Source organism: Pseudonocardia sp. UM4_GMWB1 (assembly GCF_017312155.1).
Taxonomy (GTDB): Bacteria; Actinomycetota; Actinomycetes; order Mycobacteriales; family Pseudonocardiaceae; genus Pseudonocardia; species Pseudonocardia alni.
Genome location: NZ_QJPN01000001.1, coordinates 2911000 through 2936668, shown reverse-complemented (window position 1 = coordinate 2936668; position 25669 = coordinate 2911000). Strand labels below are relative to the sequence as shown.

21 protein-coding genes and 1 pseudogene are annotated in these 25669 nt (G+C 75.0%); 11 read left to right on the top strand and 11 right to left on the bottom strand.

Going from position 1 to position 25669, the window contains the following annotated elements:
* Positions 1–92: 92 nt before the first annotated feature.
* A complete protein-coding gene (locus DMP15_RS14045) occupies positions 93–767 on the top strand; it encodes a TVP38/TMEM64 family protein (RefSeq protein WP_337825996.1) in 675 nt (224 codons plus the stop codon).
* Positions 768–1340: 573 nt separating this feature from the next.
* On the opposite strand, the gene DMP15_RS14040 is transcribed toward DMP15_RS14045, so the two are convergent.
* The 6 genes from DMP15_RS14040 to DMP15_RS14015 form a co-directional block, all read right to left on the bottom strand.
* The gene (locus DMP15_RS14040; RefSeq protein WP_073574575.1) at positions 1341–2138 is read right to left on the bottom strand and encodes an amino acid kinase family protein; all 798 of its coding nucleotides are present in this window, start codon (positions 2136–2138) and stop codon (positions 1341–1343) included.
* The gene (locus DMP15_RS14035; RefSeq protein WP_337825995.1) at positions 2135–2962 is read right to left on the bottom strand and encodes an amino acid kinase family protein; all 828 of its coding nucleotides are present in this window, start codon (positions 2960–2962) and stop codon (positions 2135–2137) included. The genes DMP15_RS14040 and DMP15_RS14035 overlap by 4 nt, the downstream gene beginning before the upstream one ends.
* Before the next feature lie 458 nt (positions 2963–3420).
* Positions 3421–4224 carry an ABC transporter ATP-binding protein gene (locus DMP15_RS14030; protein WP_073574573.1) on the bottom strand — a complete coding sequence of 268 codons (804 nt, stop codon included), beginning with the start codon at positions 4222–4224 and terminating at the stop codon, positions 3421–3423.
* The gene (locus DMP15_RS14025) at positions 4221–5342 is read right to left on the bottom strand and encodes a FecCD family ABC transporter permease (protein ID WP_179762554.1); all 1122 of its coding nucleotides are present in this window, start codon (positions 5340–5342) and stop codon (positions 4221–4223) included. The genes DMP15_RS14030 and DMP15_RS14025 overlap by 4 nt, the downstream gene beginning before the upstream one ends.
* Complete coding sequence (locus tag DMP15_RS14020) at positions 5339–6535, bottom strand: ABC transporter substrate-binding protein (protein WP_073574572.1); 1197 nt, start codon at positions 6533–6535, stop codon at positions 5339–5341. The genes DMP15_RS14025 and DMP15_RS14020 overlap by 4 nt, the downstream gene beginning before the upstream one ends.
* 23 nt (positions 6536–6558) lie before the next feature.
* On the bottom strand, positions 6559–7758 hold the full coding sequence (locus DMP15_RS14015; protein ID WP_073574571.1) for a cysteine desulfurase-like protein: 1200 nt from the start codon (positions 7756–7758) through the stop codon (positions 6559–6561).
* 107 nt (positions 7759–7865) lie between these two features.
* Here DMP15_RS14015 and DMP15_RS14010 point away from each other — a divergent pair, with 107 nt between their 5' ends.
* Positions 7866–9194 (top strand): L,D-transpeptidase, encoded by a 1329-nt coding sequence (locus tag DMP15_RS14010; protein WP_139282721.1) that lies wholly within the window; start codon positions 7866–7868, stop codon positions 9192–9194.
* Between the two features lie 17 nt (positions 9195–9211).
* Here DMP15_RS14010 and DMP15_RS14005 read toward each other — a convergent pair whose 3' ends face one another.
* Complete coding sequence (locus tag DMP15_RS14005; RefSeq protein WP_167379047.1) at positions 9212–10816, bottom strand: AMP-binding protein; 1605 nt, start codon at positions 10814–10816, stop codon at positions 9212–9214.
* Positions 10817–11001: 185 nt separating this feature from the next.
* Here DMP15_RS14005 and DMP15_RS14000 point away from each other — a divergent pair, with 185 nt between their 5' ends.
* Positions 11002–12288 (top strand): acyl-CoA dehydrogenase family protein, encoded by a 1287-nt coding sequence (locus tag DMP15_RS14000; RefSeq protein WP_073574570.1) that lies wholly within the window; start codon positions 11002–11004, stop codon positions 12286–12288.
* 3 nt (positions 12289–12291) lie between these two features.
* Here DMP15_RS14000 and DMP15_RS13995 read toward each other — a convergent pair whose 3' ends face one another.
* Complete coding sequence (locus DMP15_RS13995; RefSeq protein WP_062395807.1) at positions 12292–12783, bottom strand: MarR family winged helix-turn-helix transcriptional regulator; 492 nt, start codon at positions 12781–12783, stop codon at positions 12292–12294.
* A gap of 44 nt (positions 12784–12827) precedes the next feature.
* On the bottom strand, positions 12828–13598 hold the full coding sequence (locus DMP15_RS13990) for an enoyl-CoA hydratase-related protein (protein ID WP_337825994.1): 771 nt from the start codon (positions 13596–13598) through the stop codon (positions 12828–12830).
* Positions 13599–13649: 51 nt separating this feature from the next.
* On the opposite strand from DMP15_RS13990, the gene DMP15_RS13985 reads away from it, so the two are divergent.
* The 3 genes from DMP15_RS13985 to DMP15_RS13975 all read left to right on the top strand — a co-directional run bounded on the left by DMP15_RS13985 (position 13650) and on the right by DMP15_RS13975 (position 16984).
* Complete coding sequence (locus tag DMP15_RS13985; protein WP_337825993.1) at positions 13650–14789, top strand: MBL fold metallo-hydrolase; 1140 nt, start codon at positions 13650–13652, stop codon at positions 14787–14789.
* A gap of 218 nt (positions 14790–15007) precedes the next feature.
* On the top strand, positions 15008–15352 hold the full coding sequence (locus DMP15_RS13980; protein ID WP_179763148.1) for a histone-like nucleoid-structuring protein Lsr2: 345 nt from the start codon (positions 15008–15010) through the stop codon (positions 15350–15352).
* A 96-nt stretch (positions 15353–15448) separates the two neighbouring features.
* Complete coding sequence (locus tag DMP15_RS13975) at positions 15449–16984, top strand: acyl-CoA synthetase (RefSeq protein ID WP_337825992.1); 1536 nt, start codon at positions 15449–15451, stop codon at positions 16982–16984.
* Positions 16985–17060: 76 nt separating this feature from the next.
* Here DMP15_RS13975 and DMP15_RS13970 read toward each other — a convergent pair whose 3' ends face one another.
* A complete protein-coding gene (locus tag DMP15_RS13970) occupies positions 17061–18317 on the bottom strand; it encodes an MFS transporter (protein ID WP_304580054.1) in 1257 nt (418 codons plus the stop codon).
* A 115-nt stretch (positions 18318–18432) separates the two neighbouring features.
* Here DMP15_RS13970 and DMP15_RS13965 point away from each other — a divergent pair, with 115 nt between their 5' ends.
* Positions 18433–19944: a long-chain-fatty-acid--CoA ligase gene (locus tag DMP15_RS13965; protein WP_443217697.1), complete on the top strand. Its 1512-nt coding sequence runs from the start codon at positions 18433–18435 to the stop codon at positions 19942–19944.
* A 48-nt stretch (positions 19945–19992) separates the two neighbouring features.
* The gene (locus DMP15_RS13960) at positions 19993–20631 is read left to right on the top strand and encodes an MOSC domain-containing protein (protein WP_217266860.1); all 639 of its coding nucleotides are present in this window, start codon (positions 19993–19995) and stop codon (positions 20629–20631) included.
* Positions 20632–20897: 266 nt separating this feature from the next.
* On the opposite strand, the pseudogene DMP15_RS13955 reads toward DMP15_RS13960, so the two are convergent.
* Positions 20898–21638: pseudogene (locus DMP15_RS13955) on the bottom strand (tryptophan--tRNA ligase); the annotation flags it as partial.
* Positions 21639–21851: 213 nt separating this feature from the next.
* On the opposite strand from DMP15_RS13955, the gene DMP15_RS13950 reads away from it, so the two are divergent.
* The 3 genes from DMP15_RS13950 (at position 21852) to DMP15_RS13940 (ending at position 25553) form a co-directional block, all read left to right on the top strand.
* The gene (locus DMP15_RS13950) at positions 21852–23009 is read left to right on the top strand and encodes a GTP-binding protein (RefSeq protein ID WP_073574564.1); all 1158 of its coding nucleotides are present in this window, start codon (positions 21852–21854) and stop codon (positions 23007–23009) included.
* 11 nt (positions 23010–23020) lie between these two features.
* A complete protein-coding gene (locus tag DMP15_RS13945; RefSeq protein ID WP_073574563.1) occupies positions 23021–24457 on the top strand; it encodes a pyridoxal phosphate-dependent decarboxylase family protein in 1437 nt (478 codons plus the stop codon).
* A 106-nt stretch (positions 24458–24563) separates the two neighbouring features.
* Positions 24564–25553 (top strand): iron-siderophore ABC transporter substrate-binding protein, encoded by a 990-nt coding sequence (locus DMP15_RS13940; protein ID WP_073574562.1) that lies wholly within the window; start codon positions 24564–24566, stop codon positions 25551–25553.
* Positions 25554–25669 lie beyond the last annotated feature (116 nt).

The window sequence follows — 25669 nt, the reverse complement described above, 5'->3', positions numbered from 1 at the left end:
CGCACACCGGTCGCCGTTCACCGGTCCGTGCCGGTGCTCACCCGAACCCCGCGGGTACCCGCACTCGTAGACCCGGGTGGAGGTGGTCGACGGTGGCCCGATGGTGGCGGCCCGTGCTGCTGGTGACGCTGGTGGCCGCGGGCTCCGCGGTACTGCTGGTCACCGGCTGGCCGACGGTCGAGAGCGTCCGTGCGACGACGGCGGCCGCGGGCTGGGCGGCACCGGTCCTGTTCACCCTGCTGTTCGTCGGGTTCACCCTGGTCCCGGCGCCCGCGACCGTGATGGGCATCGCCGCCGGGGTCCTGTTCGGCCTGCCCGTCGGCCTGGCGACGACGATGACCGCCGTCGCCGTGGGCTCGCTGATCGGCTTCGTGCTGTCGCGGACGCTGGGCCGCGAGGTCGTCGCCGGGATCGGCGGCGCCCGCATCCGCCGTCTCGACGCGCGGCTGCGCCGGGGCGGGCTGTGGGCCGTCGCCGGGGGCAGGCTGCTGCCGGTGATCCCGTTCCCGGTGCTCAGCTACGCCTGCGGGCTGACCGCGATCCGGCTGCGCGACTATCTGGCCGGGTCGGTGCTCGGGGTGGCGCCCTCGGCGGTGGCGTTCGTGACGATCGGCGCCTACGGCGGGGACCCGGCCTCGGTGCCGTTCGTGGCGGCCGTCGCCGGGCTGGTGCTGCTGACGGGCGCCGCACTCGTCGCGGGTCGGCGACGGCGGCGACGCACGGAGCCCGGTGCCGCTCCGCCGGTCCCGCCGGTCCCGGTGGGCTGAGGCCCGGCTGCCCGACCCCGCCCCGGCGCCGCCCGGGCTGCGCTCGCCGGCTCCCGGCCGCGCCGACCTCGATCAGTACCTCAGCGCTGTCCCCCCCGTCACGCGACCGCCCTGAAGTACTGATCGATCGCCGGACTCGGGTCCGAGGGAGTGGGCGAACGCCCGGAGGTCGTCGAGGAGCGGCTCGGTGAGCGGGGCCCAGGAGGTCGAGGAAGTCCGCCGGGGTGGACGGCCAGCCGTGCACCGGCAGCAGCGGTACGGCGTCGGACCGCGTCGAGCGGCGGACTAGCGCGTGCACCCCGGCGTGGTCGGGGGTGTCGACGACGACGGAGTCCGCGGCCGGCCGCTCCTCCACCGCCCATCAGTCGACGTGGTGCCGCCAGTGGTCGGCGAGCGCGCGCAGATGGTCGGGCGGGACGCCGGAGGACCACCCGGCGCCGGACGGTACGTCGGGCCGGCGGTGTCGTCGAGTCGGGCGTGCAGGCGGTCGATCTCCGCCTGCGGGACGGGGAACGGGTTCGGCGCCACGACACGACCGTGGCACCGGACCCGGACGGATCCCGTCCTCGGAGGTCAGGCCGAGACGACGGTCCCGATGTGCTCCCCGGCCAGGGCCTTCGTCAGGTTCCCGGCGACGGTCCCGTCGACGATCTGCACCGACCGGACGTGCCGGGCGCGCTGCAGCGTGCGCAGCGCCTCCCGGTCGATCGGCAGGGTCCGGGCGGCGTCGGCGAGCAGGTCGGCCGCGGACGCCTCGCGCAGCACGGTGTCCCCGTCGAGCACGCCGCCGACGTCGCGGACGTAGGTCAGCGAGGCCGCGCCCCACGCGTCGGCCAGCAGCAGCGCGCCGGTGTCGGTGCGGTGGGCCGGGATCTTCCCGGCGGCCGTCGGCAGCTCGTGCACGCCGTAGGGCGGATAGCCGTTGGTGACGGCGGCGTTCGACGCGGCCAGGTGCACCGGCAGCTGGTGGGCGACGGTGTCGTGCCCGAGGTAGGCGACGCCCTGCTCGGCGAGCAGCGCGGCGACCAGGTGCCCGTTCTGCTCGGCCTCACGGCCGGCGATCTCGGCGAGCGCACCGGTCGGCAGGCCCAGGTCGAGGCCGACGCCGAGCGCGTGCCGGGCACGGACCCCGGCACCGGTGGCGATCAGCAGCGGGTCGCCGGAGATCGCGGCGCGCAGCTCCTCGACGAGCGGCAGCAGCACGTCGCGGCCGCGGTCGACGATCGAGCGGCCGCCGAGCACGACCACGCGCAGGCGGGGCAGCATCCGGATGACCGGCTGCTGCTGGTCGACGGGGCGGACCTGCTCGCGGTCGAGCAGGGTCTGGCGGGCCAGCGGGGACTCGACGTCCTTGGGGTGGGTGGTGCTCATCGGGCGTCTCCCGCGGTGATGATCGTGCCCACGTGCTCGCCGGCGAGCGCGCGGGTGAGGTTGCCGGGCTTGAGACCGTTGACGATCTGGATCGAGCGGACGTGCGTCGCGTGCCGCATGAGCTCCAGCACCGGGCGCTCGACGATCAGGTCGGGCAGGTCCCGCTCGACGAGCTCGTTGACGGTGATCTCGGGGATCAGGGTCGCCGACGGGTCGTTCTTCGGGTTCGCGGTGTAGAGACCGTCCTCGTCCTTGACGAAGATCATGTTCTTGCAGCCGTAGGTCTCGGCGACCAGGTAGCAGCCGGCGTCGGTGCGGTAGGGCGGGATGACGCCCTCGTCGGGCAGCGGCTGCCACATGGCGTACGGCGGCATGCCGGCGAAGATCGCAGCGCGGACCTCGGACAGCGACAGCGGCAGCGCGTCGAACCCGCCCCCGGCGACGACCGGCACCCCGTGCCGGGCCATCAGGTAGCCGAGCATCGTGGCGTTCTGCCCGGCGACGGCGCTGCCGACCGAGCTGAGCACACCGGTGGGCAGGCCGAGCCCGGCGGCCAGGGAGTACGCGTGCCGGGCACGGGTGCCGCCGCCGGTGCCGATCAGCAGCCGGTGCGCGGACCGGGCCTCCAACAGCTCCTCGACCAGCGGGAACACCGCCTCGCGGCCGCGGTCCATGAAGCTCTGCCCGCCGACCTTGACCACGGACACGTCGGGCAGGACCCGGATGTCGGGGGTCCGCTCGGTGGCCGCGGCGAGCTCCGGGTCGTCGAGCGACCGGGTCAGCAGCAGCGACTCGAGCTCGGCCGCGCTCGCGGCGTGCGTCATCGCATCTCCTCGTGTTCCGATGCGCGCACCCGGACGGGCGGCGCGTCCGGCGCGAACCTAGCGACTCCGGGTCGCGTCGTGCCCGACGACGCCACGGACACCCCGGCCGGGCTGCGGTACCGGGACCGGGCGCCGCGCCGTCGGCGCGGCCGGTCGTGCACGACCGGCCCGCATCCGCCGGTCACGACCCCATCCGAGTGATCCGCACCACTGTCCGGCGTCCGTTCCGCAGCTCCGACTCATCCCGCGCTCCGGCCCCGCACCCGCGGCACACGCGCGGCGTCGCACAGGTTCCGGTCCCGCCGCCCATGTCCGGAGGTGTGCGGTGCGGTCGGACCCCGTGCGGCGCGGGTCCGGTGGGGCGGCGGCCGCCCGCCGTCGGACCGGGTACCTCCCGGGCGGCCGGGAGCGGTGGCGCCGGCGGCGCGGCCGGGTGCGGGGGGGGGGCGCGGACGCGGTCACCCTGGGGTGCGGAGGCGGAAGGTGCCGGTGGGCGCGTCGAAGGCCAGCTCGTCGGTGTCGAACGCCGCCCCCACCGCCCCGGAGGCTGCCAGCTCACCGGGCGTCCCCGTGTGCAGCGCGCCCGCGCCGTCGAGCAGCCAGGCCCGGTCCGCCAGACGCAGTGCCGGCTCCAGGTCGTGGGTGGACAACAGCACCGCGAGGTCCTGCTCCCCCGCCAGCCGGCGCAGCGTCCCGAGCAGCGCGACCCGGGAGGAGACGTCGAGGAACGCGCTCGGCTCGTCGAGCAGCAGCAGCGAGGGCTGCTGGGCCAGTGCGCGGGCGACCATCATCCGCTGCCGCTCGCCGTCGGACATCCGGGCCAGCGGGCGTCCGGCCAGCGGGCCGGCGCGGACCGCGTCGATCGCGGCGTCGACGGCGGCCTCGTCGCCGGCGGTGAGCACGCCGGTGGCGCCGGTGTGCGGCAGCCGCCCCAGCTCGACGACGTCGCGGCCGGTCAGCTGCCCCGGGTCCGGCCGGTCGGTCAGCACCACCCCGACCCGGCGGGACCGCTCCGGTGCGCGCAGCCCGAGCAGGTCGGTGCCGTCGAGGGTGACCGTGCCGCCCAGCGCGGGCAGCAGCCCGGCGAGGGTCCGCAGCAGGGTGGACTTGCCCGCGCCGTTCGCCCCGAGCAGCACGGTCAGCTCGCCCCGTGCGGCGACGGCGTCCACCCCGGACAGCACCGGGCGCACCCGGCCGCGGCGCAGCGCCCCGCCCTCGGCGTACCCGACGTCGAGCCCGGACAGCGCCAGCCCGGCGCTCACCAGGCCGCGCCCAGGCGTCGGGAGCGCAGGAGCACCGCGATCACGACCGGCGCCCCGACCAGCGAGGTCACCACGTTCAGCGGGATCACCGTGCCCAGCCCCGGCGGGTTCGCGACGACCGCGCAGGCCAGCCCGACCAGCGCCCCGGTCAGGGCGGTGGCCGGGACGAGCACCCGGTGCCGCGCGGTGCCGACCGCCATCCGGGCCAGGTGCGGCACGGCGATGCCGAGGAACCCGATCGGCCCGCAGAACGCGGTGACCGCCCCGGCGAGCACGGCGGCGACACCCAGCACGGCCAGCCGTACCCGGGCGACGTCGACGCCGGCGGTGCGGGCGTAGTCGTCGCCGAGCAACAGCCCGTCGAGCGGCTTGGCCAGCACGACCACCGCCAGCAGCCCGGCCGCGACGATCCCGCCGAGGACCGGCAGCTCGCCGCGACCGACGCCGGACACCGAGCCGAGGCCCCACATCAGGTACTGCTGCGCGGTGCGCGGGTCGGTCCAGACCAGCAGCAGGCTGACCACCGAGGTGACCGCCGACCCCAGCATCACGCCGATCACGAGCAGCGCGGTGACCGACCGGGCGAACCGCGACAGTGCCAGCACCAGCGCGAGCACGGCGGCGGCACCGACCGCCGCGGCCGCGACGGTCGTGAGCCGCCCCCCGACGACCGGCGCGGCGCCGAGCCCGCCGGTGGCGAACGCGGCGGTCCCCGCGGCCGCGCCGAGCGTGGTCACCAGCGCGACGCCCAGCCCGGCCCCGGCGCTGACCCCGAGCACGTAGGGCTCGGCCAACGGGTTGCGGAACAGGGTCTGGGTGAGCAGCCCCGCGGTGCCCAGCCCGACGCCGACGGCCGTCGCGGTCACCGCCCGCGGCACCCGCAGGTCGGTGACGAGCAGGTCGAGCCGGGCGTCGGGGGCGCCGATGCCGAGCAGCGCCGACAGCGTCCGATCGAGCCCGATCACCACCGACCCGGTCGAGACGGCGAGGGCGAAAAGCACGACGACACCGGCGGCGAGCAGCGCCAGGACCAGCGGCGCCCGGCGTCCCGAGCGCTGTCCGGCCCGGTCCGGGGCCCGGGGCGCCGGAGCGGGCGACGCCGGTGCGGCCTGCCTCATCCGGCGGGCACCTGCCGGTAGTAGGTGAACGCGTGCCCGGGCAGAGCCTGCGGGTGCAGGATCGCGACGAGGTCGGCGAGGATCTCGTCCTGGTGGAGCGCGCCGCGCTCGTAGAGGGCGTTGCCGCCGTCGGCGGTGGTGGCCCGGTCGCGGGTCCACAGCTGCCCGCCGGGGCGGGCCGCGGTGAGCGAGGACAGCCGCGGGTCGAGCGTCGCGACGTCGGCCGTCGAGGCGAACGGGCCGTCGGCGAGCCAGATGCGGGCGTCGCCGTCGTCGGCCAGCACCCGCTCCAGCGACTGCGCCTGGGTGCCGGTGCCGGGCATCCCGGCGCCCAGCCAGGTGGCGCCGGCGTCGCGGAACAGGATGCCCGCGGTCGACTCGGCGGCCGGGACGTTCCAGGTGCCCTGGTAGGGCTGCCCGGCGACGATCGGGGTCGGCGGCAGACCGCGCACGCGACCGGCGAGGTCGGTGTAGCGGCCCGCGATGCCGTCGAAGACCTCCGCGGCGCGGGCGTCCTGCCCGGTCAGCGCGCCGACGACCTTGATCCACTCGGCCTGGCCGAGCGGACCGGTCTCCAGGTAGTCCGCCCAGCCGACCACCGGGATCCCGGCGGCGGCCAGCGCCGGGAAGGCCGGGTCGTCGGTCCCCGCCGACAGCACGACCGGTGGCGCGGCGGCGACGACGGCCTCGGCGTCGATCGTGGCGTTCGGCGCGAAATCGACGGCGGCACCGGACTCGACGCGACCGCGCACGGCCGGGTCGGTGACCAGCGCGGCCCCGCCGACGCCGGTGATCCGGTCGAGCCCACCCAGCTCGGTGATCATCGGTAGCTGGGTGGTCGAACCGGCGAAGATCCCGCTCACCGGGGTGTGCACCACCGGGGCCCCGGCGAGCGCCGCGGGCAGCGCCGGGTCGCCCTGTCCGCAGCCGACGAGCACGACCGACTGCGGCTGCCCACCCGGGAAGGGCGTGCGGACGGTCAGGACCCGGTAGCCGTCGCCGCCGGTGATCGTGACGTTGGTGGCGTGGCTGAAGGCGACCGTGTCGTCCGGGGCGGATGCGGCGCCGGGCACGCAGTCCTGTGCCGCCGCGCCGGTCCCACCGGGGGCCCGCGGTGCCGCGGCGGGTGCCGAGCACCCGGCGACGAGGGACAGTGCGAGCAGGGCCGCGAGGACCCACCGAGAACGCGCCACCTGAACAGTCTCACATATGTGGATCAGGCCCCGACGAAGTCGGAGAGCCCGTCCAGGAGGCGGTCGACGTCGGCGTCGTCGGTGTAGCAGGCCAGCCCGATCCGCAGGGATCCGGTGTCCCCCAGGCCGAGCCGCCGCGAGCACTCGAGCGCGTAGAACGACGAGGCGGGCGCCGCGATCCGTCGCTCCGCCAGGTGCCGGTAGGCGTCGGCGGCGTCGCGGTCGTCGAAGGTCACCAGCAGGGTCGGGGTCCGCCGGGCCGCCCGGGAGCGCACCGTGACCCCGGGCAGGGCGGCGAGGTGGGTCTCGATGCGCTCGCGCAGCGGCCGCTCGTGCTCCTCCACCGCGGCCATCGACGCCTGCAGCCGCGCCCGGCGGTCCCCGGTCGCCGACGGGTCCAGCGCGGCGAGGAACTCGACGGCGGCGGTGGTCCCGGCGAGCAGCTCGTAGGGCAGGGTGCCGAGCTCGAAGCGCTCGGGCACCGCGTCGCTCGACGGCGCCAGCTTCGCCGGGCGCAGGGTCTCCAGCAGCGCCGGGTCGGCGGCGAGCACCCCGCAGTGCGGGCCGAGGAACTTGTAGGGCGAGCAGGCGTAGAAGTCGGCGCCGGTCGCGGCGAGGTCGATCGGAGCATGCGCGGTCAGGTGCACGCCGTCGACCATGAACAGCGCCCCGGCGGCGTGCACGGCTGCGGCGATCGCGGGCAGGTCGGGGCGGGTCCCGACCAGGTTCGACGCCCCGGTCACCGCGACGAGCCGGGTGCGGTCGGACAGCAGCGGCGTCACGTCGTCGAGCTCGGTGGTGGCGGGGTCGAAGTCGAGCCACCGGACCGTCACCCCGGCCGCCTGCGCGGCGGTCACCCAGGGGCGGATGTTCGCGTCGTGGTCGAGGCGGGTCACGACGATCTCGTCGCCCGGCGACCAGGTCGCGGCCAGTGTCCGGGCGAGGTCGAAGGTCAGCGCGGTCATGCTGCGCCCGAACACGATCCCGCGCGGGTCCGCGCCGAGCAGGTCGGCCGTCGCGGCGCGGGCGCCGAGCACGATCGCGTCGGCGGCGCGCTCACCGCTGGTGACCGTCCCGCGGTTGGCCAGCGGGGAGGTCATGGCGGCGGCCACCGCCCCGGCGACGGCGTCGGGGACCTGGGAGCCGCCGGGCCCGTCGAAGTGGGCGATCCCGGCGCGCAGGGCGGGGAAACGGCTGCGGACGGCGGCGACGTCGTAGCTCATGGCGGAACCCTGTCACGCCGTCGCCGCGGACGCGCCCGGGCAACGATCACATGTCGTCGGGGTGTCGCACCGCCCGTGTGGGTGACACGCGGGCCATGATCCTCGGCATGTCGAGGTCCTGGGAGCACTCGCGCGGGCGCCACACCCCACGCCGGCGGCGACGCTCGGTGCACCGTCGCACCTGGGCGGTGCTCGCGACCTCGCTGGTCGCACTGGTGGTCCTGCTCGCGGGCGGGACCGCCGCGATGGCGGGCGGCCGGATCGGTGACACCGTCGGCGGCGGCGTCGACTCGCTGGCCCGCAACCTCGCCGGTGCCGTCGACCGCCTCCGTCCGGCCCCGGCCGTGCCGCCCGCACCCCCCGTCCCCGAGGTCCTCACCAGCGTCCCGGCCGGCGGTGCCCCGGTCGCCCCGCGCAGCCCGGTCCGCACCGAGGTCAGCACCGGGACCCTCGACGGCGTCGCACTCACCGCCGACGGCGACGACGGGCCGGTCACCGTCGCGGGCACCCTGTCCCCCGACGGCCGCAGCTGGACCGCCACCGAGCCGCTGGACCTCGCCACCACCTACCACTGGTCGGGCAGCTGGGTGCTGGGCCCGCAGGACCGGCGCCCGGTGCCCCCGGCCCCGTTCACCACCGTCGACCCCGACGACACCGTCGACGCCACCATGAACATCCGCGACGGCGGCGAGGTCGGCATCGGCGCGCCGGTCGTGCTCACCTTCGGCGAGAAGCTCCCCGACGCCGCGAAGGCCACCGTCGAGCGGGCGCTGAGCGTCACCGCGTCGCGGAAGGTCGAGGGCGCCTGGGCGTGGCTGCCCGACACCGCCGAGGGCTCGCGGGTGCACTACCGGCCGAAGGCCTACTGGCCCGCGCACACGCAGGTCCACGTGCGGGGCGCGCTGCGCGGGCTCGACCTGGGCGACGGCACCTTCATGACGGAGGACCTGGACCGGGCCTTCACCGTGGGACGCAGCCAGATCGTGAAGGCCGACACCCGCAGCCACGCGATCGTCGTCGTCCGCGACGGCACGGAGGTCGCCCGCTACGACGCCTCCTACGGCCTGGAGTCCGACCCGCGCCGGGTGACCCGCTCCGGCATCCACGTGGTCATGGCCAGGTCGGAGAAGGTGCTGATGAGCAACCCCGACTACGGCTACGTCGACGAACCCCAGTTCTGGGCGGTCCGGATCTCCAACAACGGCGAGTTCATCCACGCCAACCCCGCGTCGTCGTGGGCGCAGGGCAACCGCAACGTCAGTCACGGCTGCATCAACCTCTCCACCCGTGACGCGAAGGAGTTCTTCGCGGGCGCCGTGTTCGGCGACCCGGTCGAGGTGACCGGCAGCTCGCAGCCGCTGACCGCCCGCGACGGCGACCTCTACGACTGGACGATCCCCTGGGACGAGTGGCGCTCGCTGAGCGCACTGTCCTGACCGCGCTGCCCCGGCCCCTACCGGATCCGGCGCTCCTGCCCGGCCCACGCCTCGTCGCGCAGCACGAACTTCTGGATCTTCCCGGTGGAGGTCTTCGGCAGCTCGGCGAAGGTGACCCGCTTCGGCGCCTTGAACCGCGCCAGCCGCCCGCGCACGTGCTCGACGATCTCGTCCTCGGTGGCGCTCTCGCCCTCGCGCAGGGTCACCCACGCGGCCGGGACCTCGCCCCACCGCTCGTCGGGGACGGCGATCACCGCGACCTCCAGCACGGCCGGGTGGTCGGCGATGGCCTGTTCCACCTCGACGCTGGCGATGTTCTCCCCACCGGAGATGATCACGTCCTTCGAGCGGTCACGGAGCTCGACGTAGCCGTCGGGGTGCATGACGCCGATGTCGCCGGTCCGGAACCAGCCGTCCGGCGCGGCGTCGCGGGTGGCCTGCTCGTCGTCGAGGTAGCCGAGCATCACGTTGTTGCCGCGCAACGCGATCTGGCCGGTCGTCTCCCCGTCGGCGGGGACGTCGGCGCCGTCGTCGTCGATCACCCGGACGGCGCAGGCGATCATGTTCCCGACGCCCTGGCGGGCCTTCATCCGGGCCCGGGCGTCGGCGTCGAGGTCGTTCCACTCCGGACGCCAGTCGCAGATCATCGCCGGGCCGAAGGTCTCGGTGAGCCCGTAGAGGTGGGTCACCTCGAACCCGAGCTCGGCCATCCGGCGCAGGATCGCCGGGCTCGGCGGTGCTCCCCCGGTCGCGACGGCCACCGGGGTCCCCACCGGCCCGGCCTCCGGCGCGTAGGCGATCATCGACAGCACGGTGGGGGCGCCGTTGAGGTGGGTGACGCCCTGTTCGCGCACGAGCTCCCAGATCCGGGTCGGCTCCACCTTCGGCAGGCAGACGTGGGTGGCGGCGGCCGCGGTGACCGCCCAGGGGAAACACCAGCCGTTGCAGTGGAACATCGGCAGCGTCCACAGGTGCACCGACGACGCGGTCAGCCCGGTGTGGCCGACCATCGCCAGCGCCTGCAGGTAGGCGCCCCGGTGGTGGTACATCACGCCCTTCGGGTTCCCGGTGGTCCCGGACGTGTAGTTGATCGACAGCAGGCCGCGCTCGTCGGCGGGCCGCACCGCGGTGGGCTCCCCCTCCTCGACGAGGCGCTCGTAGTCCGGGCCGACCCGCACCGTGTGCGGCGGGGTGTCGAGGCGGGCGACGACCTCGGCGACGAGGTCGTCGAACACCGGGTCGGCCACCAGCACCGAGGCGTGGGAGTGCTCCAGGATGTAGGCGACCTCGCCCGCCGACAGCCGGGTGTTGACCGCGACCAGCGCCGTCCCCGACCACGGGACCGCGTGCGCCGCCTCCAGCCCGACGTGGGTGTTCGGCACGAGGACCGCGACCGGGCGCCCGTCGTGCAGCGCGGCGAGCGAGCCCGCCAGCCGCCGGCAGCGGTCCCGGAACTCGGTGTAGGTGAACCGCAGGTCGCCGTCGACGACCGCGACCCGGTCGCCGTGCGCCGCCGCGGCCCGGTCGAGGAACGCCGTGGGGGTCAGCGGCTCGTAGGACAGGTCCACCAGGTCGGCCGGGACACCCGCCGGGTGGACGGGGACGGGAGCCTCGTCGGTCATCCCCCGAGCCTCCCCGGCAGCGCCCGGGCACGCAATCGCCCCGCCCGCCCGAGGGCCACCGTCCGCCCGGGGGCACCGTCGGCTGTCGGCCCCGTCGACCACCGGCTCGGCGGCGGCCCTGTCCACGTCGTGGCGGGCTGGGTTACGTTCGCAGTGGCAACGAGGCTCGTCGGGAGGCGGACGCGATGGCGTGGGACTTCAGCACCGATCCGGAGTTCGAGGAGAAGCTGAAGTGGATGCGCGGCTTCGTCCGCGACGAGATCATCCCGCTCGAGACCCTCGACCTGGACCGGGAGACCTTCGCCCGGATCACCGCCCCGCTCAAGGAGCAGGTCAAGGAGCAGGGCCTGTGGGCCGCGCACCTGCCCCCCGAGCTCGGTGGCGGCGGGTTCGGCCAGGTCTCCCTCGGGCTGATGCACGAGATCCTCGGCCAGTGCCGCTACGCGCCGGGGGTGTTCGGCAACCAGGCCCCCGACTCGGGCAACGCCGAGCTGCTGGCGATCGGCGGGTCGCCGGAGCAGAAGGAACGCTGGATGCACCCGCTGCTGCGCGGTGAGCTGCGGTCCTGCTTCTCGATGACCGAGCCCGGCGCCGGTGCGGACCCGACGATGCTGTCCACCCGGGCCGTGCGCGACGGCGACGACTACGTCATCAACGGCCACAAGTGGTTCTCCTCGAACGCCACCGGCTCGGACTTCCTGATCGCGATGGTGGTGACCGACCCGGACGCGCCCCCGTACCAGCGGGCCTCGATGATCGTCGTCCCGACCGACACCCCGGGGGTCGACGTGGCGCGCGACATCCCGGTGATGGACCACCCCGACGTCGGCGGCGAGATCTACGGCGGCCACGCCGAGGTGTTCTACCGCGACGTCCGGGTTCCGGCGACGAACCTGGTCGGCAACCCCGGCGACGGCTTCAAGCTCGCCCAGCAGCGGCTCGGCCCGGGGCGCATCCACCACGCGATGCGCTGGCTCGGCCAGTCCCGGCGGGCGTTCGACATGCTGTGCGAGCGCGCGGTGTCGCGGACGGCGAGCGGCACGCGGCTCGCCGACAAGCAGATGGTGCAGGACATGATCGCGCAGTCCGCTGCGGACATGGCCGCGGCGCGGCTGCTGACCCTGCATGCGGCGTGGACGATGGACCAGGTCGGCGCCTCGAACGCCCGGATCGAGATCGGGATGATCAAGTACTGGGGCGCGAGGGTGCTGCACGACGTGATCGACCGCGCGATCCAGGTGCACGGCTCGCTGGGCTTCTCCGGGGACCTGCCGCTGGAGCAGATGTACCGGGCGGCCCGCGCCGCGCGCATCTACGACGGCCCCGACGAGGTGCACAAGGAGTCCGTCGCGCGGCGCATCCTGCGCGGCTACACCCCGGTGGAGGTCCCCACCGAGCACGTCCCGACCCGCACCGAGGCCGCGCGCCGGAAGTTCGCGGAGTACCTGGACACCGCGGCGGCGAACGCCTGATCCTCAGGCCGGCGTGGACTTCTGCGCCGGCCCGGCGGCGAGGTCGGCGCGGTAGTCCGCGACCAGCGCGTTCATCGCGGTGAGGAAGCGGGCCGCGGCGGCGAGCTCGTCGTCGTCGAAGCCGGCGAGCACGGCGTCCATCCGGGCGCCGAGCGGGCCGAAGAACGCCCCGCCGACCTCGGCGGCGTTCTCGGCCTGGCGCAGGGTCACCCGCCGCCGGTCGGTGGACTCGCGGCTGCGGCGCACGTGGCCCGCGCGCTCCAGACGGTCGACGAGCGCGGTCGTCGCACCCGTGGACAGCCCGAGCCGGGCACCGAGGACGCCCGGGGTCAGCGGTTCGCCCGCGGAGTCCGCGCGCATCACCGCGAGCAGTGCGTGCAGGTCGGTGGGGTGCAGCCGGTGCCGCCCGGCGAACTCCTGGCCGAGCAGCTCGGCCTCGCCCGCGTAGTCCTGCAGCAGCGCGACCAGGTCCTCACGTCGCGTCCGGGCAGGCATGCCGACGAGCCTAGTCGCGTGCGGCGAGACATACCGGGCGCGGGTCAGCGCCCCGTCCAGCGCGGCGGGCGCTTCTCTAGGAAGGCCGCGATCCCCTCGGTCCTGTCCGCGGACCGGTCGATCGCCGCCGAGGCGATCTCGGTGGCGTTCCAGCCGCGCTCGTCCGGCTCGGACACCACACGTTCCAGCGCGCGCAGCGACACCGACACCGCCAGCGGCGAGTTCTCGCACACCGCGGCCGCGAGCGCCAGCGCCGCCGCCTCCGCCCCGCCCGGCTCGACGAGCTCGGAGACCAGTCCCAGGGTGTACGCGCGCTCGGCGTCCAGCGGTCGCCCGGTGACCAGCAGCTGCTTGGCGATGTTGAGCGGCAGCGGCCGCGGCGCCCGGAACAGCGCCCCGCAGTTCGCGACCAGGCCGCGGGCGACCTCGGGCAGCCCGAACCGCGCCGTCGTCGACGCGACGACCATGTCGCAGGCCAGCACGATCTCGAACCCACCGCCGTAGGCGACGCCCTCGACGGCGGCGATCAGCGGGCGCCGCCGGTCGCGCCGGACGACGCCGTAGTTGCCGCCGCGCGGCGTCGGCCCGCCGGAGCCCGCCGCCAGGTCGGTGCCCGCGCTGAACGCCGTCGCGTCCCCGGCGAGCACGCCGCACCACAGGTCCGGGTCGTCGTCGAGGGTGTTGAGCGCCTCGTCGAGCCCCGCCGTCATCGCGGCGTCGACGGCGTTGCGTTTGTCCGGGCGCGTCATCCGGATCACGAGCACGTGCCCGTGCCGCTCGGTGGTCACCCGTGTCCCCGTCATGCCGTCCGTCACGATCGCGACTGTAGGTGGGGAGCGGGCCCGGGCGTTCGTACTGTGGTGATCGTGTCCCGCAGCAAGCGCGTGCCGACCGCGGCCGTCCTGTCCGTCCCGATCGCCCTGACCGGGGCCCTCGCCGCGCTCGGCGTGCACGTGCGCCGCAACATGGGGGCCCGCGTGGGCGACCTCCACCGGATCGCCTCCGGGTCGCCGAACGCCGTCGACGGCGTGTTCGCCAACACCGAGCCGGGTCTGCCGCGGGCCAAGGCCTCCGCCAGGATGATCCTGAACATGCTGGTGGGCCGCCGGTCCGAGGGCGTCGCGCCGGCCACGGTGCCGCTCGCGCCGCTGCGGACCCCCGACGAGCCCGCCGGGCTGGCGGTGACCTGGCTGGGTCACGCCGGGGTGCTGCTGGAGATCGACGGCCGACGGGTCCTGGCCGACCCGGTCTGGTCGGAGTACGCCTCCCCCGTGCCGCGCTTCGGGCCGCGCCGCCTGCACCCGCCGGTCGGACCGCTGTCCGCGCTGGGGTCCCCGGACGTCGTCGTGATCAGCCACGACCACTACGACCACCTCGACCGTCCGACGGTCACCGCGCTGGCCCGCGACACCTCCGCGGTGTTCGTCGGCCCGCTCGGGGTGGGCGCGCACCTGCGGGCCTGGGGCGTGCCCGGGCACCGGGTCGTCGAGCGCGACTGGGAGGGCGTGGTGACCGTCGCCGGGCTGGAGCTGACCTGCCTGGAGACCCGGCACTTCTCCGGGCGCGGGCTGCGCCGCAACACGACGCTGTGGGCCGCCTGGAAGGTCGCGGGGCCGCGGCACACCGCGTACCTGGGCGGGGACACCGGCGCCACCCGGGCGCACGCGCGCACCGGGGCCGCGCACGGCCCGTTCGACCTGACGGTGCTGCCGATCGGCGCCTACGCCGACCTGTGGCCCGACATCCACGCCGACCCGGAGCAGGCCGTCGCCGCGCACCGCGAGCTGGGCGGCCGGGTGCTGCTGCCGATCCACTGGGCGACGTTCAACCTGGGCTTCCACCCGTGGGACGAGCCCGCTGAGCGGGCCCGCAAGGCCGCCGCCGACCAGGACGTGGTCCTGGCCCTGCCGCGTCCGGGCGAGCGGATCGACCTGACCGGCGTCACGACCGTCGACGACGCTCGCGCCGCGGTTCCCACCGAACCGTGGTGGCCGACCGCGCGCTGATTCACGTCACGTTCACCGCTGACCCTTTTCGCCCATTCCCGTCGCCCGGACGCCGTATCCCCCGACCCGAAACGACGGCGCCGGACTATTTCCGGGCAGGGGTTCGACAGGTCGGTTCGGCATCCTTTATCGTTCTGCCCGAAGAATCGGTTCCGGCTCCGACCGGGCGATTCCCGTCTCCGGCCGATCCGGTGATTCCCCGTGGAAGGAATGACGACGTGGCGCAGCAGACGACCATCACACTGGTCGACGACCTCGACGGCACCGAGGCCGACGAGCAGGTGGAGTTCTCCGTCGACGGCCGCGCCTACGAGATCGACCTGTCCGCCGGGAATGCCGAGAAGCTGCGGGAATCGTTGGCACCCTACGTCGCGGCCGCCCGTCGCGGGTCCGGTCGGCGCGGTCCCGCTTCCGGCGCCTCGTCGTCGAACGGTTCCAGCTCCTCGGAACGCGCCGCGAACCGCGCCGTGCGGGAATGGGCGGTGGCCCAGGGCATGAAGATCTCCGAGCGCGGGCGTATCCCGTCCTCGGTTCTCGAGGCCTATCAGAACGCGCACTCCTGACCGCTGCCGCCGCCGGGGTCGCCCCGGATGGCAGGATCGGGCCGACGAGAGACGTGCGCCGGGCGATCCGCGGCGCGCCCCGACGGAGAGGCCCCGATGTACCCAGGCACGCACGCCGCCACGACTCCCGACAAGCCGGCCGTGATCATGGGGGGCTCGGGCGCGACCCTGACCTTCCGTGAGCTGGAGGAGGGGTCCGCCCGGCTCGCGAACCACCTGCGGGCGGCCGGTCTGCAGCGGGGCGACGTCGTCGCGCTCGTCGCGGAGAACACCGCGCGGGTCTACGAGGTCTACTGGGCCGCCCAGCGGTCGGGGCTCTACATCACCGCGGTGAACCACCACCTCTCCGCGCCCGAGGCGGCCTACATCGTGCGGGACTGCGGCGCGAAGGCGCTCGTCGTCTCGGCCGGTGTCGCCGGTCTGGCCGCGGCGATCGAGGACCACGTCGACACCCCGGTACGGCTGGCCTTCGGCGGTGAGATCCCCGGTGCGTCGCGCTACGCCGACTACGACGAGACCCTCGCCGGGGTGCCGGCCGAGCCGCCGGCCGACCAGCCGCGCGGGGCGGACATGCTCTACTCGTCGGGCACCACCGGTCGCCCCAAGGGCATCAAGCCGACGCTGCCCGACCGGCAGGTCGACGAGCCGGGCGACACCTACCAGGCCCTGTTCGGGTCGATGTACGGCTTCGACACCGACACCGTCTACCTGAACCCGGCCCCGCTCTACCACGCCGCGCCGCTGCGGTTCACCGCCACGGTGCAGGCGCTCGGCGGCACCGTCGTGGTGATGGAGCGCTTCGACCCCGAGAAGGCCCTGGCGCTGATCCAGCGGTACTCGGTCACCCACTCGCAGTGGGTGCCGACGATGTTCGTGCGGATGCTCAAGCTGCCGGAGTCCGTCCGCGCCTCCTACGACGTGTCCTCGATGCGGGTCGCGATCCACGCGGCCGCGCCGTGCCCGGTGGACGTCAAGCAGGCGATGATCGACTGGTGGGGTCCGGTCCTGCACGAGTACTACGCCGCGACCGAGTCCAACGGCATCACCTTCATCGACTCGGCGCAGTGGAGCGAGCGTCCCGGCTCGGTCGGGCGCGCCGGGCTCGGCACCATCCGGATCGCCGACGACACCGGCGCCGTCCTCGCCGCGGGCGAGATCGGGACGGTCTACTTCGAGCGCGACGTCCGGCCGTTCGAGTACCACAACGACCCGGGCAAGACCCTCGCCGCGACCCACCCCGAGCACGAGAACTGGACCACCACCGGGGACCTGGGCTACCTCGACGAGGACGGCTACCTCTTCCTCACCGACCGCAAGGCCTTCATGATCATCTCGGGCGGGGTGAACATCTACCCGCAGGAGGTCGAGGACGCCCTCGCGCTGCATCCCAAGGTGCTCGACGTCGCCGTCATCGGGGTGCCCGACGACGAGATGGGCGAGAAGGTCAAGGCCGTCGTCCAGCCCCCGGAGGGCGTCGACGCCGGCCCGGAGCTGGAGCGCGAGCTGATCGACTTCGTGCGGGAGCGGATCGCGCACTACAAGGCGCCGTCGTCGGTGGACTTCACCGACTTCCTGCCGCGCACCCCCACCGGCAAGCTGGTCAAGCGGGAGCTGCGCGACCGCTACGTGTGACGCCCCACCGTGCTCCCAGGGTCACTTTCGTGGCGCTCTAAGCCACGAGAGTGACCCTGGGAACACACGGCGCGGGTCAGGCGGCCCGGCGGGCGTAGCGGGCCCGGGTCCACGCGGCGACCAGCGCCAGCGGCACCGAGGCCACCAGGGCGGCGGCGAACAGCGGGGCGAAGCGCCCGGCGTCGGCGAGCGGGGCTCCCAGCGCGGTCCCGGCCGAGCTGCCCAGGAACAGCAGCGTCGCGAACAGCGCGACGGCGGTCGCGCGGGCCTGCGGGACGACCTCGGTCGCCCAGGTCTGCAGGGTCGAGTGCAGGAACGCCCACGCCCCACCCAGGCAGAGCCCGGCCACGGCGACCGTCACCGGGTGCACGACGACCAGCGGGAACACCCAGGCGATCACGAGGAACCCGCCGCCGACGGCGGCCAGCGCGGCCGGGCGCAGGCGCCCGACCAGGCGTCGCACGACCCGGGAGAACAGCACCGCACCGACGCCGTAGCCCCCGGCGGCGAGCCCGGCCAGCGCGGCGGAGCTGCCCCCGGCCTGCAGCGACGGGGCCAGGTAGGTCAGCACCCCGAGCACGACGGCGCCCTCGACGAAGGCGAGCGCCAGGACCAGCCGCGCCCAGCCGTTCCCGGCGACCGCGGCCAGCGGGCGGAGCACCGCGTCGACGATCCCGCGCGAGGTGGTGCGGGCACCGTCGGGTTCGGGCAGCGCCCGCAGCGCGACGAACAGCACCGCGCAGCCGGCCGCCGTCGCACCGAGGACGACGCGCCACCCGGCCAGGTCGGCCAGCAGGCCCGCCCCGGCCGTGGCGACGGCGGTGCCGAGCGCGGTCGCGGCGAGCAGGTCCGACAGGGGCCGCTGCCGGACCGCGGCGGGCCAGGTGTCACCGACGTACACCAGCGCCGCCGGGATCAGCGCCGCCGTGCACGCGCCGGTGACGACCCGGGCGACGACCAGCACTGCGAGGGTCGGGGCCAGCACCGAGGCGACCCCGCCCAGCACCGCGCCGACCAGGGCCAGGCGCATCACCCGGACCCGGCCGATCCGGTCGGACAGCACCCCCCACACGACCTGCATGAGGCCGTAGGCGAGGAAGTAGCCCCCGGCCGCGCCGGCAGCCGCGGCCAGCGGCGCCGAGAACGACGCGGCGATCGGGACCAGCAGCGGCGCGATCGCGAACCGGTCGACGGTGCTGGTCAGCGACGCCAGCTGCAGCAGCCGGAGCCGCCGGGTGCCGTCGGGGACGGCACCGCCGGGGTCGGCTCCGTCGGGGTCGGCTCCGTCGGGGTCGGCTCCGTCGGGACCGCTGCCGTCGGGGGTCGTGCTCACCGGCGTCACCCTGCACGGCGGGCCGTGATCTTGCCCCACCGGGGTGAGCGGGACCACAGTGGCAGGGCAGTCGAGGCTCGGGAGGCCACCGGTGGGCACGATCACGGGACACGGGATGACCGCGGCGGACATCGTCGCGCGGCACGCACGGACCACACCGGACGGGCCGGCGCTGGCCGACCCGCGGACGTCGCGGACCTGGGCGCAGCTCGACGACCGGGTGTCCCGGCTGGCGACCGTGCTCGCCGACCGGGGGGTCGACCGGGGGGACCGGGTCGCGGTGCTCGGGCTCAACTCCGTCGAGCTCGTCGAGAGCTACCTGGCGGTGCTGCGCCGCGGCGCGATCTGCGTGCCGCTGAACTTCCGGCTGACCGCGGGCGAGGTCGCCTTCCAGCTCACCGACTGCACCCCCACCGCCGTGCTCTGCGACGACGGGTTCGCCGCGACCGTGGGGACCGCGCGGGAGCAGGCACCGTCGGTGCGGACGGTGCTCACCCTCGGCGAGGGGTTCGGCGCGCTGCTCGCCGGGACCGACCCCGGCGACTGGGGCGACGACGTCGCCGACGACGAGCCCGCCTACATCATGTACACCTCGGGGACGACCGGCCGCCCGAAGGGCGCGGTGCTGACCCACCGCAACCTGATGCTGCACGCGTTCCTGTCGATCACGCACCTGGGCACCGCGGGCGACGACCGGGTGTCGCTGTCCGGGGCGCCGCTGTTCCACATCGCCGGGCTGTCCGGGATGCTCCCGACCCTGATCGCGGGCGGCCGGGTGATCATCCCGCCGTCGGGCGGCTTCGACCCGGTCGCGACGGTCGACACCCTGGAGCGGGAGCGCGTGTCGTCGTGCTTCTTCGTCCCGGCGCAGTGGCAGGCGATCTGCGCCGTGCCCGGCATCGCGCAGCGGGACCTGTCGGCGCTGCGCCGGATCACCTGGGGGGCCGCCCCCGCGTCGACGACGCTGATCCGCACCATGATCGACACGTTCCCGCAGGCCATGGTGGTCACCGCGTTCGGGCAGACCGAGTGCAGCCCGGTCACCTGCGCGCTGCGGGGCGAGGACTCGGTGCGCAAGATCGGTTCCGTGGGGACGCCGATGGTCGGCGTCGAGGTGCGGGTCGTCGACGCGGACATGAACGACGTGCCGCGCGGCGAGGTCGGCGAGATCGTCTACCGCGGTCCGACCGTGATGCGGGAGTACTGGGGCCGCCCGGAGGCGACGGCCGAGGCGTTCCGCGGCGGCTGGTTCCACTCCGGTGACCTGGTGCGCGAGGACCCGGACGGCTTCTACTACGTCGTCGACCGCGCCAAGGACATGATCATCTCCGGTGGGGAGAACGTGTACAGCGCCGAGGTCGAGGAGGTGCTGGCCGCGCACCCGGGCGTCGCCGACGTCGCGGTCGTCGGGGTGCCGGACCCGCGCTGGGGCGAGACCCCGCTCGCCGTGGTCGTGCCCGCCGACCCCGCCGCCCCGCCGGACCTGGACACGCTCACCGCGTGGTGCGCCGACCGGCTGGCCCGCTACAAGCAGCCGAGCCGGCTCGCGCTGGTGGAGGCGTTACCGCGCAACCCGTCGGGCAAGGTGCTCAAGACCGAGCTGCGCCGCCTCCACGGGTCCGTGTGAGACGAACCCGCTCGCGTCGACGGCGGTGGGACGCCTAGCGTCGCGGGGGTGTCCGTCGTGGAGTCCGTGAACACCGGGGTGTCCCGTCCGATCCTCGCCAAGGCGGGGACCTCGGGCATCGACAAGCGGCCGGTACCCGGTCCGGTCCGGGTGGATGTCCCGGCGCCCGCGGCGAGCGGGCTGGCCGGCGACACGATCTGCGACGCCGACCACCACGGCGGCCCGGACCAGGCCGTCTACGCCTACGCCCGGGAGGACCTGGAGTTCTTCGCCCCCGAGCTGGGCCCGCTGCGGGCGGGGATGTTCGGGGAGAACCTCACCACCCGCGGCGTCGACGTGTGCGGCGCGGAGCTGGGCGAGCGCTGGCAGGTCGGCGGAGTGCTGCTGCAGGTGACCGCGCCGCGCATCCCGTGCCGGACCTTCGCCGCGCACCTGGAGCGGACGGGCTGGGTGAAGCGCTTCACCGCGGCCGCCCGCCCCGGTGCCTACCTGCGGGTCCTGTCCCCCGGCGAGATCCGCGCCGGCGACGCCGTGGCCGTCGAGCACCGGCCCGGGCACGGCGTCACCGTCGCCGACGCGTTCCGGGCACTGCTCGCCGAGCCCGCCCGCCTCCCGGATCTGCTGGCCGCGGGCGAGCACCTGCTGCCGCGGATCCGGGAGACGGTCACCCGGCGCACCGCGTCCTGACCCGCACGTAGCGCAACCCCATGGCCGCGCGGACCTCGTCGAGTGTCTCGTCGGCCAGGTCGTTCGCGCGGGCGTTGCCGCGGGCCAGCACGTCGTCGACGAGAGGGGTTGGGGGCCAGCTCGGCGCGCCGCGCGCGGTGTCCGGCGAGGTGATCGTTGACCGCGTCGGTGGTGAGCCGTTTCAGCGCGGCGGCCCCGTCCAGGGTCGCGGCCAGCTCGTGCGGGTCGCGGCCCAGGCACAGGACCGCGGTCGTGAGCAGCCCGTACACCCCGGGCCTGCCGTCCGGGTCGACGGTGATGCGCCGCTCGGGGTCGGTGCGGGCGCGGCGCACGAGCGCCGCGGTCTCGTCCGCGGTCGCGCCGAGCGGGACGGCGTTGCCGCGGGACGTGGACATCGTGTGCCCGTCGAGCCCGGGCAGCTCCGGGGTGTCGGTCAGCATCGGCTCGGGCGGGGTGGACACCGGGCCGCAGCGCTCGGCGAAGCGCCGGGCCAGCACCCGGGTGAGCTCGATGTGCGGGAGCTGGTCCTTGCCCACCGGCACGGGGTCGGCGCGGCAGGACAGGATGTCCGCGGCCTGGTGCACCGGGTAGGTCAGCAGCAGCCCCGACAACGCCCGCCCGGACGCGGCGTGCTCGGCCTTCACCGTCGGGTTGCGGTGCAGCTCGGCCTCGGTGACCAGCGACAGGAACGGCAGCATGAGCTGGTTCAGTGCGGGCACCGCGGAGTGGGCGAACACCGTCGTGCGGTCCGGGTCGAGCCCGGCGGCGAGCTGGTCGAGCCCCGCGCCGCGGACGTGGTCCGACAGCCGGTCGGCGACGTCACGGTCGGTGATCACCTGGTAGTCGGCGAGGATCACCAGCACGTCCACTCCGGACCGTTGCAGCCGGACGCGTTCGGAGATCGTGCCCACCAGGTGCCCGAGGTGCAGAGGGCCGGTCGGCCGCTCCCCGGTCAGCACCCGGTGCGACGACGGGTCGGCGGCGACGGCGGCACGCAGCGCGGGCATCCGGGCGACGGTGGCGGCGAGGAATCCATGATCAGCTCCTGGGAACGGGGAGCTGCACGAGACACACCGGTTGCCGCCGGGCTGCTCGGGCAGCCCGGGATGACGGTGACGTGCGTCTACGCGGCTGCGGGGAGCAGCCGCCACCAGACCGGACGGGAGGTGCGCACGGGGGCAGCCTTCACCGCCACTATCGACAATGGTTATCGTGAATGTATGGCCGACCGTCGCGTTCCCGTCACGATCCTGTCCGGCTTCCTCGGCGCGGGGAAGACGACGCTGCTGGAGCACCTGCTCGCGAACGGCGACGGCAGGCGGATCGCCGTCGTCGTCAACGACATGAGCGAGGTCAACATCGACGGCGCGCTGGTCGACCTGCACCGCAGCCAGGAGAAGCTGGTCGAACTCACCAACGGCTGCATCTGCTGCACGCTGCGCGAGGACCTGCTGACCACGGTCGGCGAGCTCGCCGCGGAGGGGCGCTACGACCACGTCGTCGTCGAGTCGACCGGGATCTCCGAGCCGATGCCGGTCGCGGCGACGTTCGAGTGGACCTTCGACGACGGCACCGCGCTCTCCGACGTCGCGCGGCTGGACACGATGGTCACCCTCGTCGACGCCTCGACCTTCGAGACGCTCCTGACCAGCGAGGACTCGCTCGCCGACCGCGAGCTGCAGGCCGCCGAGGGCGACGAGCGGACCCTGTCGGACCTGCTCGCCGACCAGGTCGAGTTCGCGGACCTGCTGGTGCTCAACAAGACCGACCTCGTCGCGCCGCACGCGCTGGGCCGGATCGAGGCGCTGCTGTCGCGGATGAACCCGGGCGCACGCCGGGTCCGCGCGGTGCGTGGCGGCGTGCCGGTCGCCGAGCTGCTCGACACCCACCGCTACGACCCGGCGGCGGCGTCCGCGACACCCGGCTGGGCGCAGGAACTCAACGGCAGCCACACCCCCGAGACCGAGGAGTACGGGATCGCGAGCGTGACCTGGCGGGCCGGACGCCCCTTCCACCCCGCCCGACTGCTCGACGCGCTCGCCGAGTGGCCCGGACTGCTGCGCAGCAAGGGCTTCTGCTGGCTGGCGACCCGGCCCGACGTCGCCGGCCTGTGGTCGCAGGCCGGCCCGAACATGGCCCTGGATCCGGCGGCGCCGTGGTCGTCGTTCGACGGGCCGCGCGGGCAGGAGATCGTGTTCATCGGGCTCGGCCTGACCCGCGACGCCGTCACCGCGCGCCTCGACCCGGCCCTGCTCACCGACGACGAGCTGCTCGCCGGGCCCGGCTCCTGGCGCGACCTGGACGACCCGCTGCCCACCTGGGACCTCGACGACCTGCACGACCACGGGATCCACGAGCACACGCCCGTGGCCGGGTAGCGTCCGCGCACGTGCCCGACCTCACCCCGGACGAGTTCCGAGCCCTCGGCCACCTGTTCGTCGACGCCGTCGCCGACGCCCGCGCCGGGATCGAACGTCACCCGGTCCGCGACGTCGTCGAGCCCGGCACCGTGCGGGCCCGCTTCCCCCGCGAGGCGAACGAGGACCCCGAGCCGCTCGCGGCGTTCCCGTCGCTGGTCGAGGCCGTCACCGGTGACGCCGACACCCGCTGGCAGCACCCCGGGTTCCACGCGTTCTTCCCGGCGAACGCGTCGCTGACCTCGCTGCTGGGTGAGCTGCTCTCCGGCGGGGCCGGGGCGCAGGGGATGCTCTGGTCGACCTCGCCCGCGTGCACCGAGGTGGAGCAGGCGGTCACCGACCAGGTGGCCCGGGCGCTCGGGCTGGACGAGACGTTCACCCACGACGGCGGCGGGGGCGGCTCGATCCAGGACTCGGCGTCCTCGGCGGCGCTGGTCGCGCTGACCGCCGCGCTGCACCGGGCCGCCCCGGACCCGGACTCCGGCTGGCGCGTGCGCGGGGTGACCGGCCGGGAACGCGTCTACGTCACGGCCGAGACGCACTCGTCGCTGGCCAAGGCGGTGCGGGTGGCCGGGCTCGGCGCGGACGGGCTGCGGACCGTCCCGTGCACCCCGGGCTCCCGGGCGATGGACCCGGCCGCGCTGGCCGACACCCTGGCCGCGGACGTCGCCGCAGGGCTGGTCCCGGTCCTGGTGTGCGCGACGGTCGGGACGACCTCGACCGGGTCGAGCGACCCGGTCGCGGCGCTGGTCACGGCGGCGCGACCGTACCGGGCCTGGGTGCATGTCGACGCCGCGTGGGCGGGCGTCGCCGCGCTCTGCCCGGAGCACCGCTGGGTGCTCGACGGCGTGAACCCGGGCCCCGGGCCCGGCGTCGACTCCTTCTGCACCGACGCCCACAAGTGGCTGCTCACCGCGTTCGACGCCTCGCTGCTCTGGGTGCGCGACGCCCGCGCGCTGCCGGCCGCGCTGTCGATCACCCCGGCCTACCTGCGCGACGCGCACTCCGACACCGGCGCCGTCGTGGACTTCCGGGACTGGCAGGTCCCGCTCGGGCGCCGGTTCCGGGCACTGAAGCTGTGGGCGGTGCTCCACGGCCAGGGGCTGTCCGGGCTGCGGTCGCACCTGCGCGGCCACGTGGACCTCGCCGCCGAGCTGGCCGAGCGGGTCCGCGGGCACGACGACCTGGAGCTGGCGTGCGCGCCGGTGCTGTCCCTGGTCTGCCTCCGCTCGCGCTCCGGCGACGCCGCGACCACCGCGCTGCTGGAGCGCGCCAACGCCGACGGACGGGTGCTGCTCACCGGCACCGAGGTCGACGGGCACCCGGTGGTGCGGGTGGCGTTCGGCGGGGTCACCACGGGCCGCGAGCACCTCGAGGTCGTGTGGGATGTCCTGTCTGCCCGATCGTGATCGCCGTGGGTAAGGTTCGCCTGTCCACCCGGAAGGGTGTACTGACCTGATCCCCCGGCGCCCGGTGCACCCCGCCCGCACGGGTCCCGTCGAAAGGACCGCCCCCATGCCCCGACCCCTGCTCCGCGCGCTCGCCGCGTGCGTGGTCCTGTTGCTGGCACTCGCCGGCTGCTCCTCCGGGGGCTCCGGCGACGCGGCACAGCCCGCCCCCGCCGACGACGCCCCCACCGGGGCGTTCCCGGTCACCCTCACCCACGCCTTCGGGCAGACGACGATCCCCGCCGCGCCGCAGCGGGTCGTGACCGTCGGCTTCAACGACGCCGACTTCGCCCTCGCCCTCGGCGTGAAGCCGGTCGGGGTCCGCGAGAACATCGGCGACTACGACTACGCGAAGCGCCCCTGGGCGCAGGAGGCACTCGGCGGGACGCAGCCGCAGCTGCTGACCGGGTCCCAGATCCCGGTCGAGCAGGTCGCCGCACTACGGCCCGACCTGATCCTCGGCGTCTACTCCTTCATGGACCAGGCGACCTACACCGCGCTGTCGCAGATCGCGCCGACCGTCGCCCAGGGCACCCCCGACGGCACGAACGCCGCGGGCTGGGAGGAGCAGACCCGCATCACCGGGCAGGCCACCGGGCGCACCGAGCAGGCCGAGCAGGTCATCGCCGCGACCCGCGCCGAGTTCGACGAGGCCAAGGCGGCCCACCCCGACTTCGCGGGCACGAACCTGAAGATGGACTTCTTCATCGAGGGCGTCCCCTACGACATGGGCACCGACGACCTGCGCGCCCAGATCTTCGCCGGCCTCGGCTTCACCGTCCGGCCGGACTCGCAGACCCTCTCGCTGGAGCGCCAGGGCGACCTCGACAGCGACGTGCTCGTGGTGCTGGGCCGTTCGCGCGCCGAGTCCGAGGCCGACCCGGTGTTCCGCGCGATCCCGGCGGTCCAGCAGGGCCGGGTCGCCTACCTCGGGCCGTTCGAGACCGAGTTCGCCGCCGCGCTGGGCTACTCCAGCCCGCTGTCGCTGCCCTACGCCATCGACACCGTCGCGCCGCAGCTCGACGCGGCGCTGCAGGGCCGGGCCCCCGGCAGCTGAGCCGGCGCCCGCGCACCGGTGCCGTGAACGTCACGTCACCGGTGCGCGCAACCCCTTGTCCCGCCCCGCCGCGCCGACGACTGTGATCGCGGCCCCGTCAGGGCGGCGGGCCACGG

What these genes read in the sequence shown, in the direction of transcription:
- DMP15_RS14040 (WP_073574575.1), bottom strand. Translation starts at nt 2,138, where the DNA reads ATGAGCACCACCCACCCCAAGGACGTCGAGTCCCCGCTGGCCCGCCAG.
- DMP15_RS14035 (WP_337825995.1), bottom strand. Translation starts at nt 2,962, where the DNA reads ATGACGCACGCCGCGAGCGCGGCCGAGCTCGAGTCGCTGCTGCTGACC.
- DMP15_RS14025 (WP_179762554.1), bottom strand. Translation starts at nt 5,342, where the DNA reads ATGAGGCAGGCCGCACCGGCGTCGCCCGCTCCGGCGCCCCGGGCCCCG.
- DMP15_RS14015 (WP_073574571.1), bottom strand. Translation starts at nt 7,758, where the DNA reads ATGAGCTACGACGTCGCCGCCGTCCGCAGCCGTTTCCCCGCCCTGCGC.
- DMP15_RS14010 (WP_139282721.1), top strand. Translation starts at nt 7,866, where the DNA reads ATGTCGAGGTCCTGGGAGCACTCGCGCGGGCGCCACACCCCACGCCGG.
- DMP15_RS14005 (WP_167379047.1), bottom strand. Translation starts at nt 10,816, where the DNA reads ATGACCGACGAGGCTCCCGTCCCCGTCCACCCGGCGGGTGTCCCGGCC.
- DMP15_RS14000 (WP_073574570.1), top strand. Translation starts at nt 11,002, where the DNA reads ATGGCGTGGGACTTCAGCACCGATCCGGAGTTCGAGGAGAAGCTGAAG.
- DMP15_RS13995 (WP_062395807.1), bottom strand. Translation starts at nt 12,783, where the DNA reads ATGCCTGCCCGGACGCGACGTGAGGACCTGGTCGCGCTGCTGCAGGAC.
- DMP15_RS13975 (WP_337825992.1), top strand. Translation starts at nt 15,449, where the DNA reads ATGTACCCAGGCACGCACGCCGCCACGACTCCCGACAAGCCGGCCGTG.
- DMP15_RS13965 (WP_443217697.1), top strand. Translation starts at nt 18,433, where the DNA reads ATGACCGCGGCGGACATCGTCGCGCGGCACGCACGGACCACACCGGAC.
- DMP15_RS13950 (WP_073574564.1), top strand. Translation starts at nt 21,852, where the DNA reads ATGGCCGACCGTCGCGTTCCCGTCACGATCCTGTCCGGCTTCCTCGGC.
- DMP15_RS13940 (WP_073574562.1), top strand. Translation starts at nt 24,564, where the DNA reads ATGCCCCGACCCCTGCTCCGCGCGCTCGCCGCGTGCGTGGTCCTGTTG.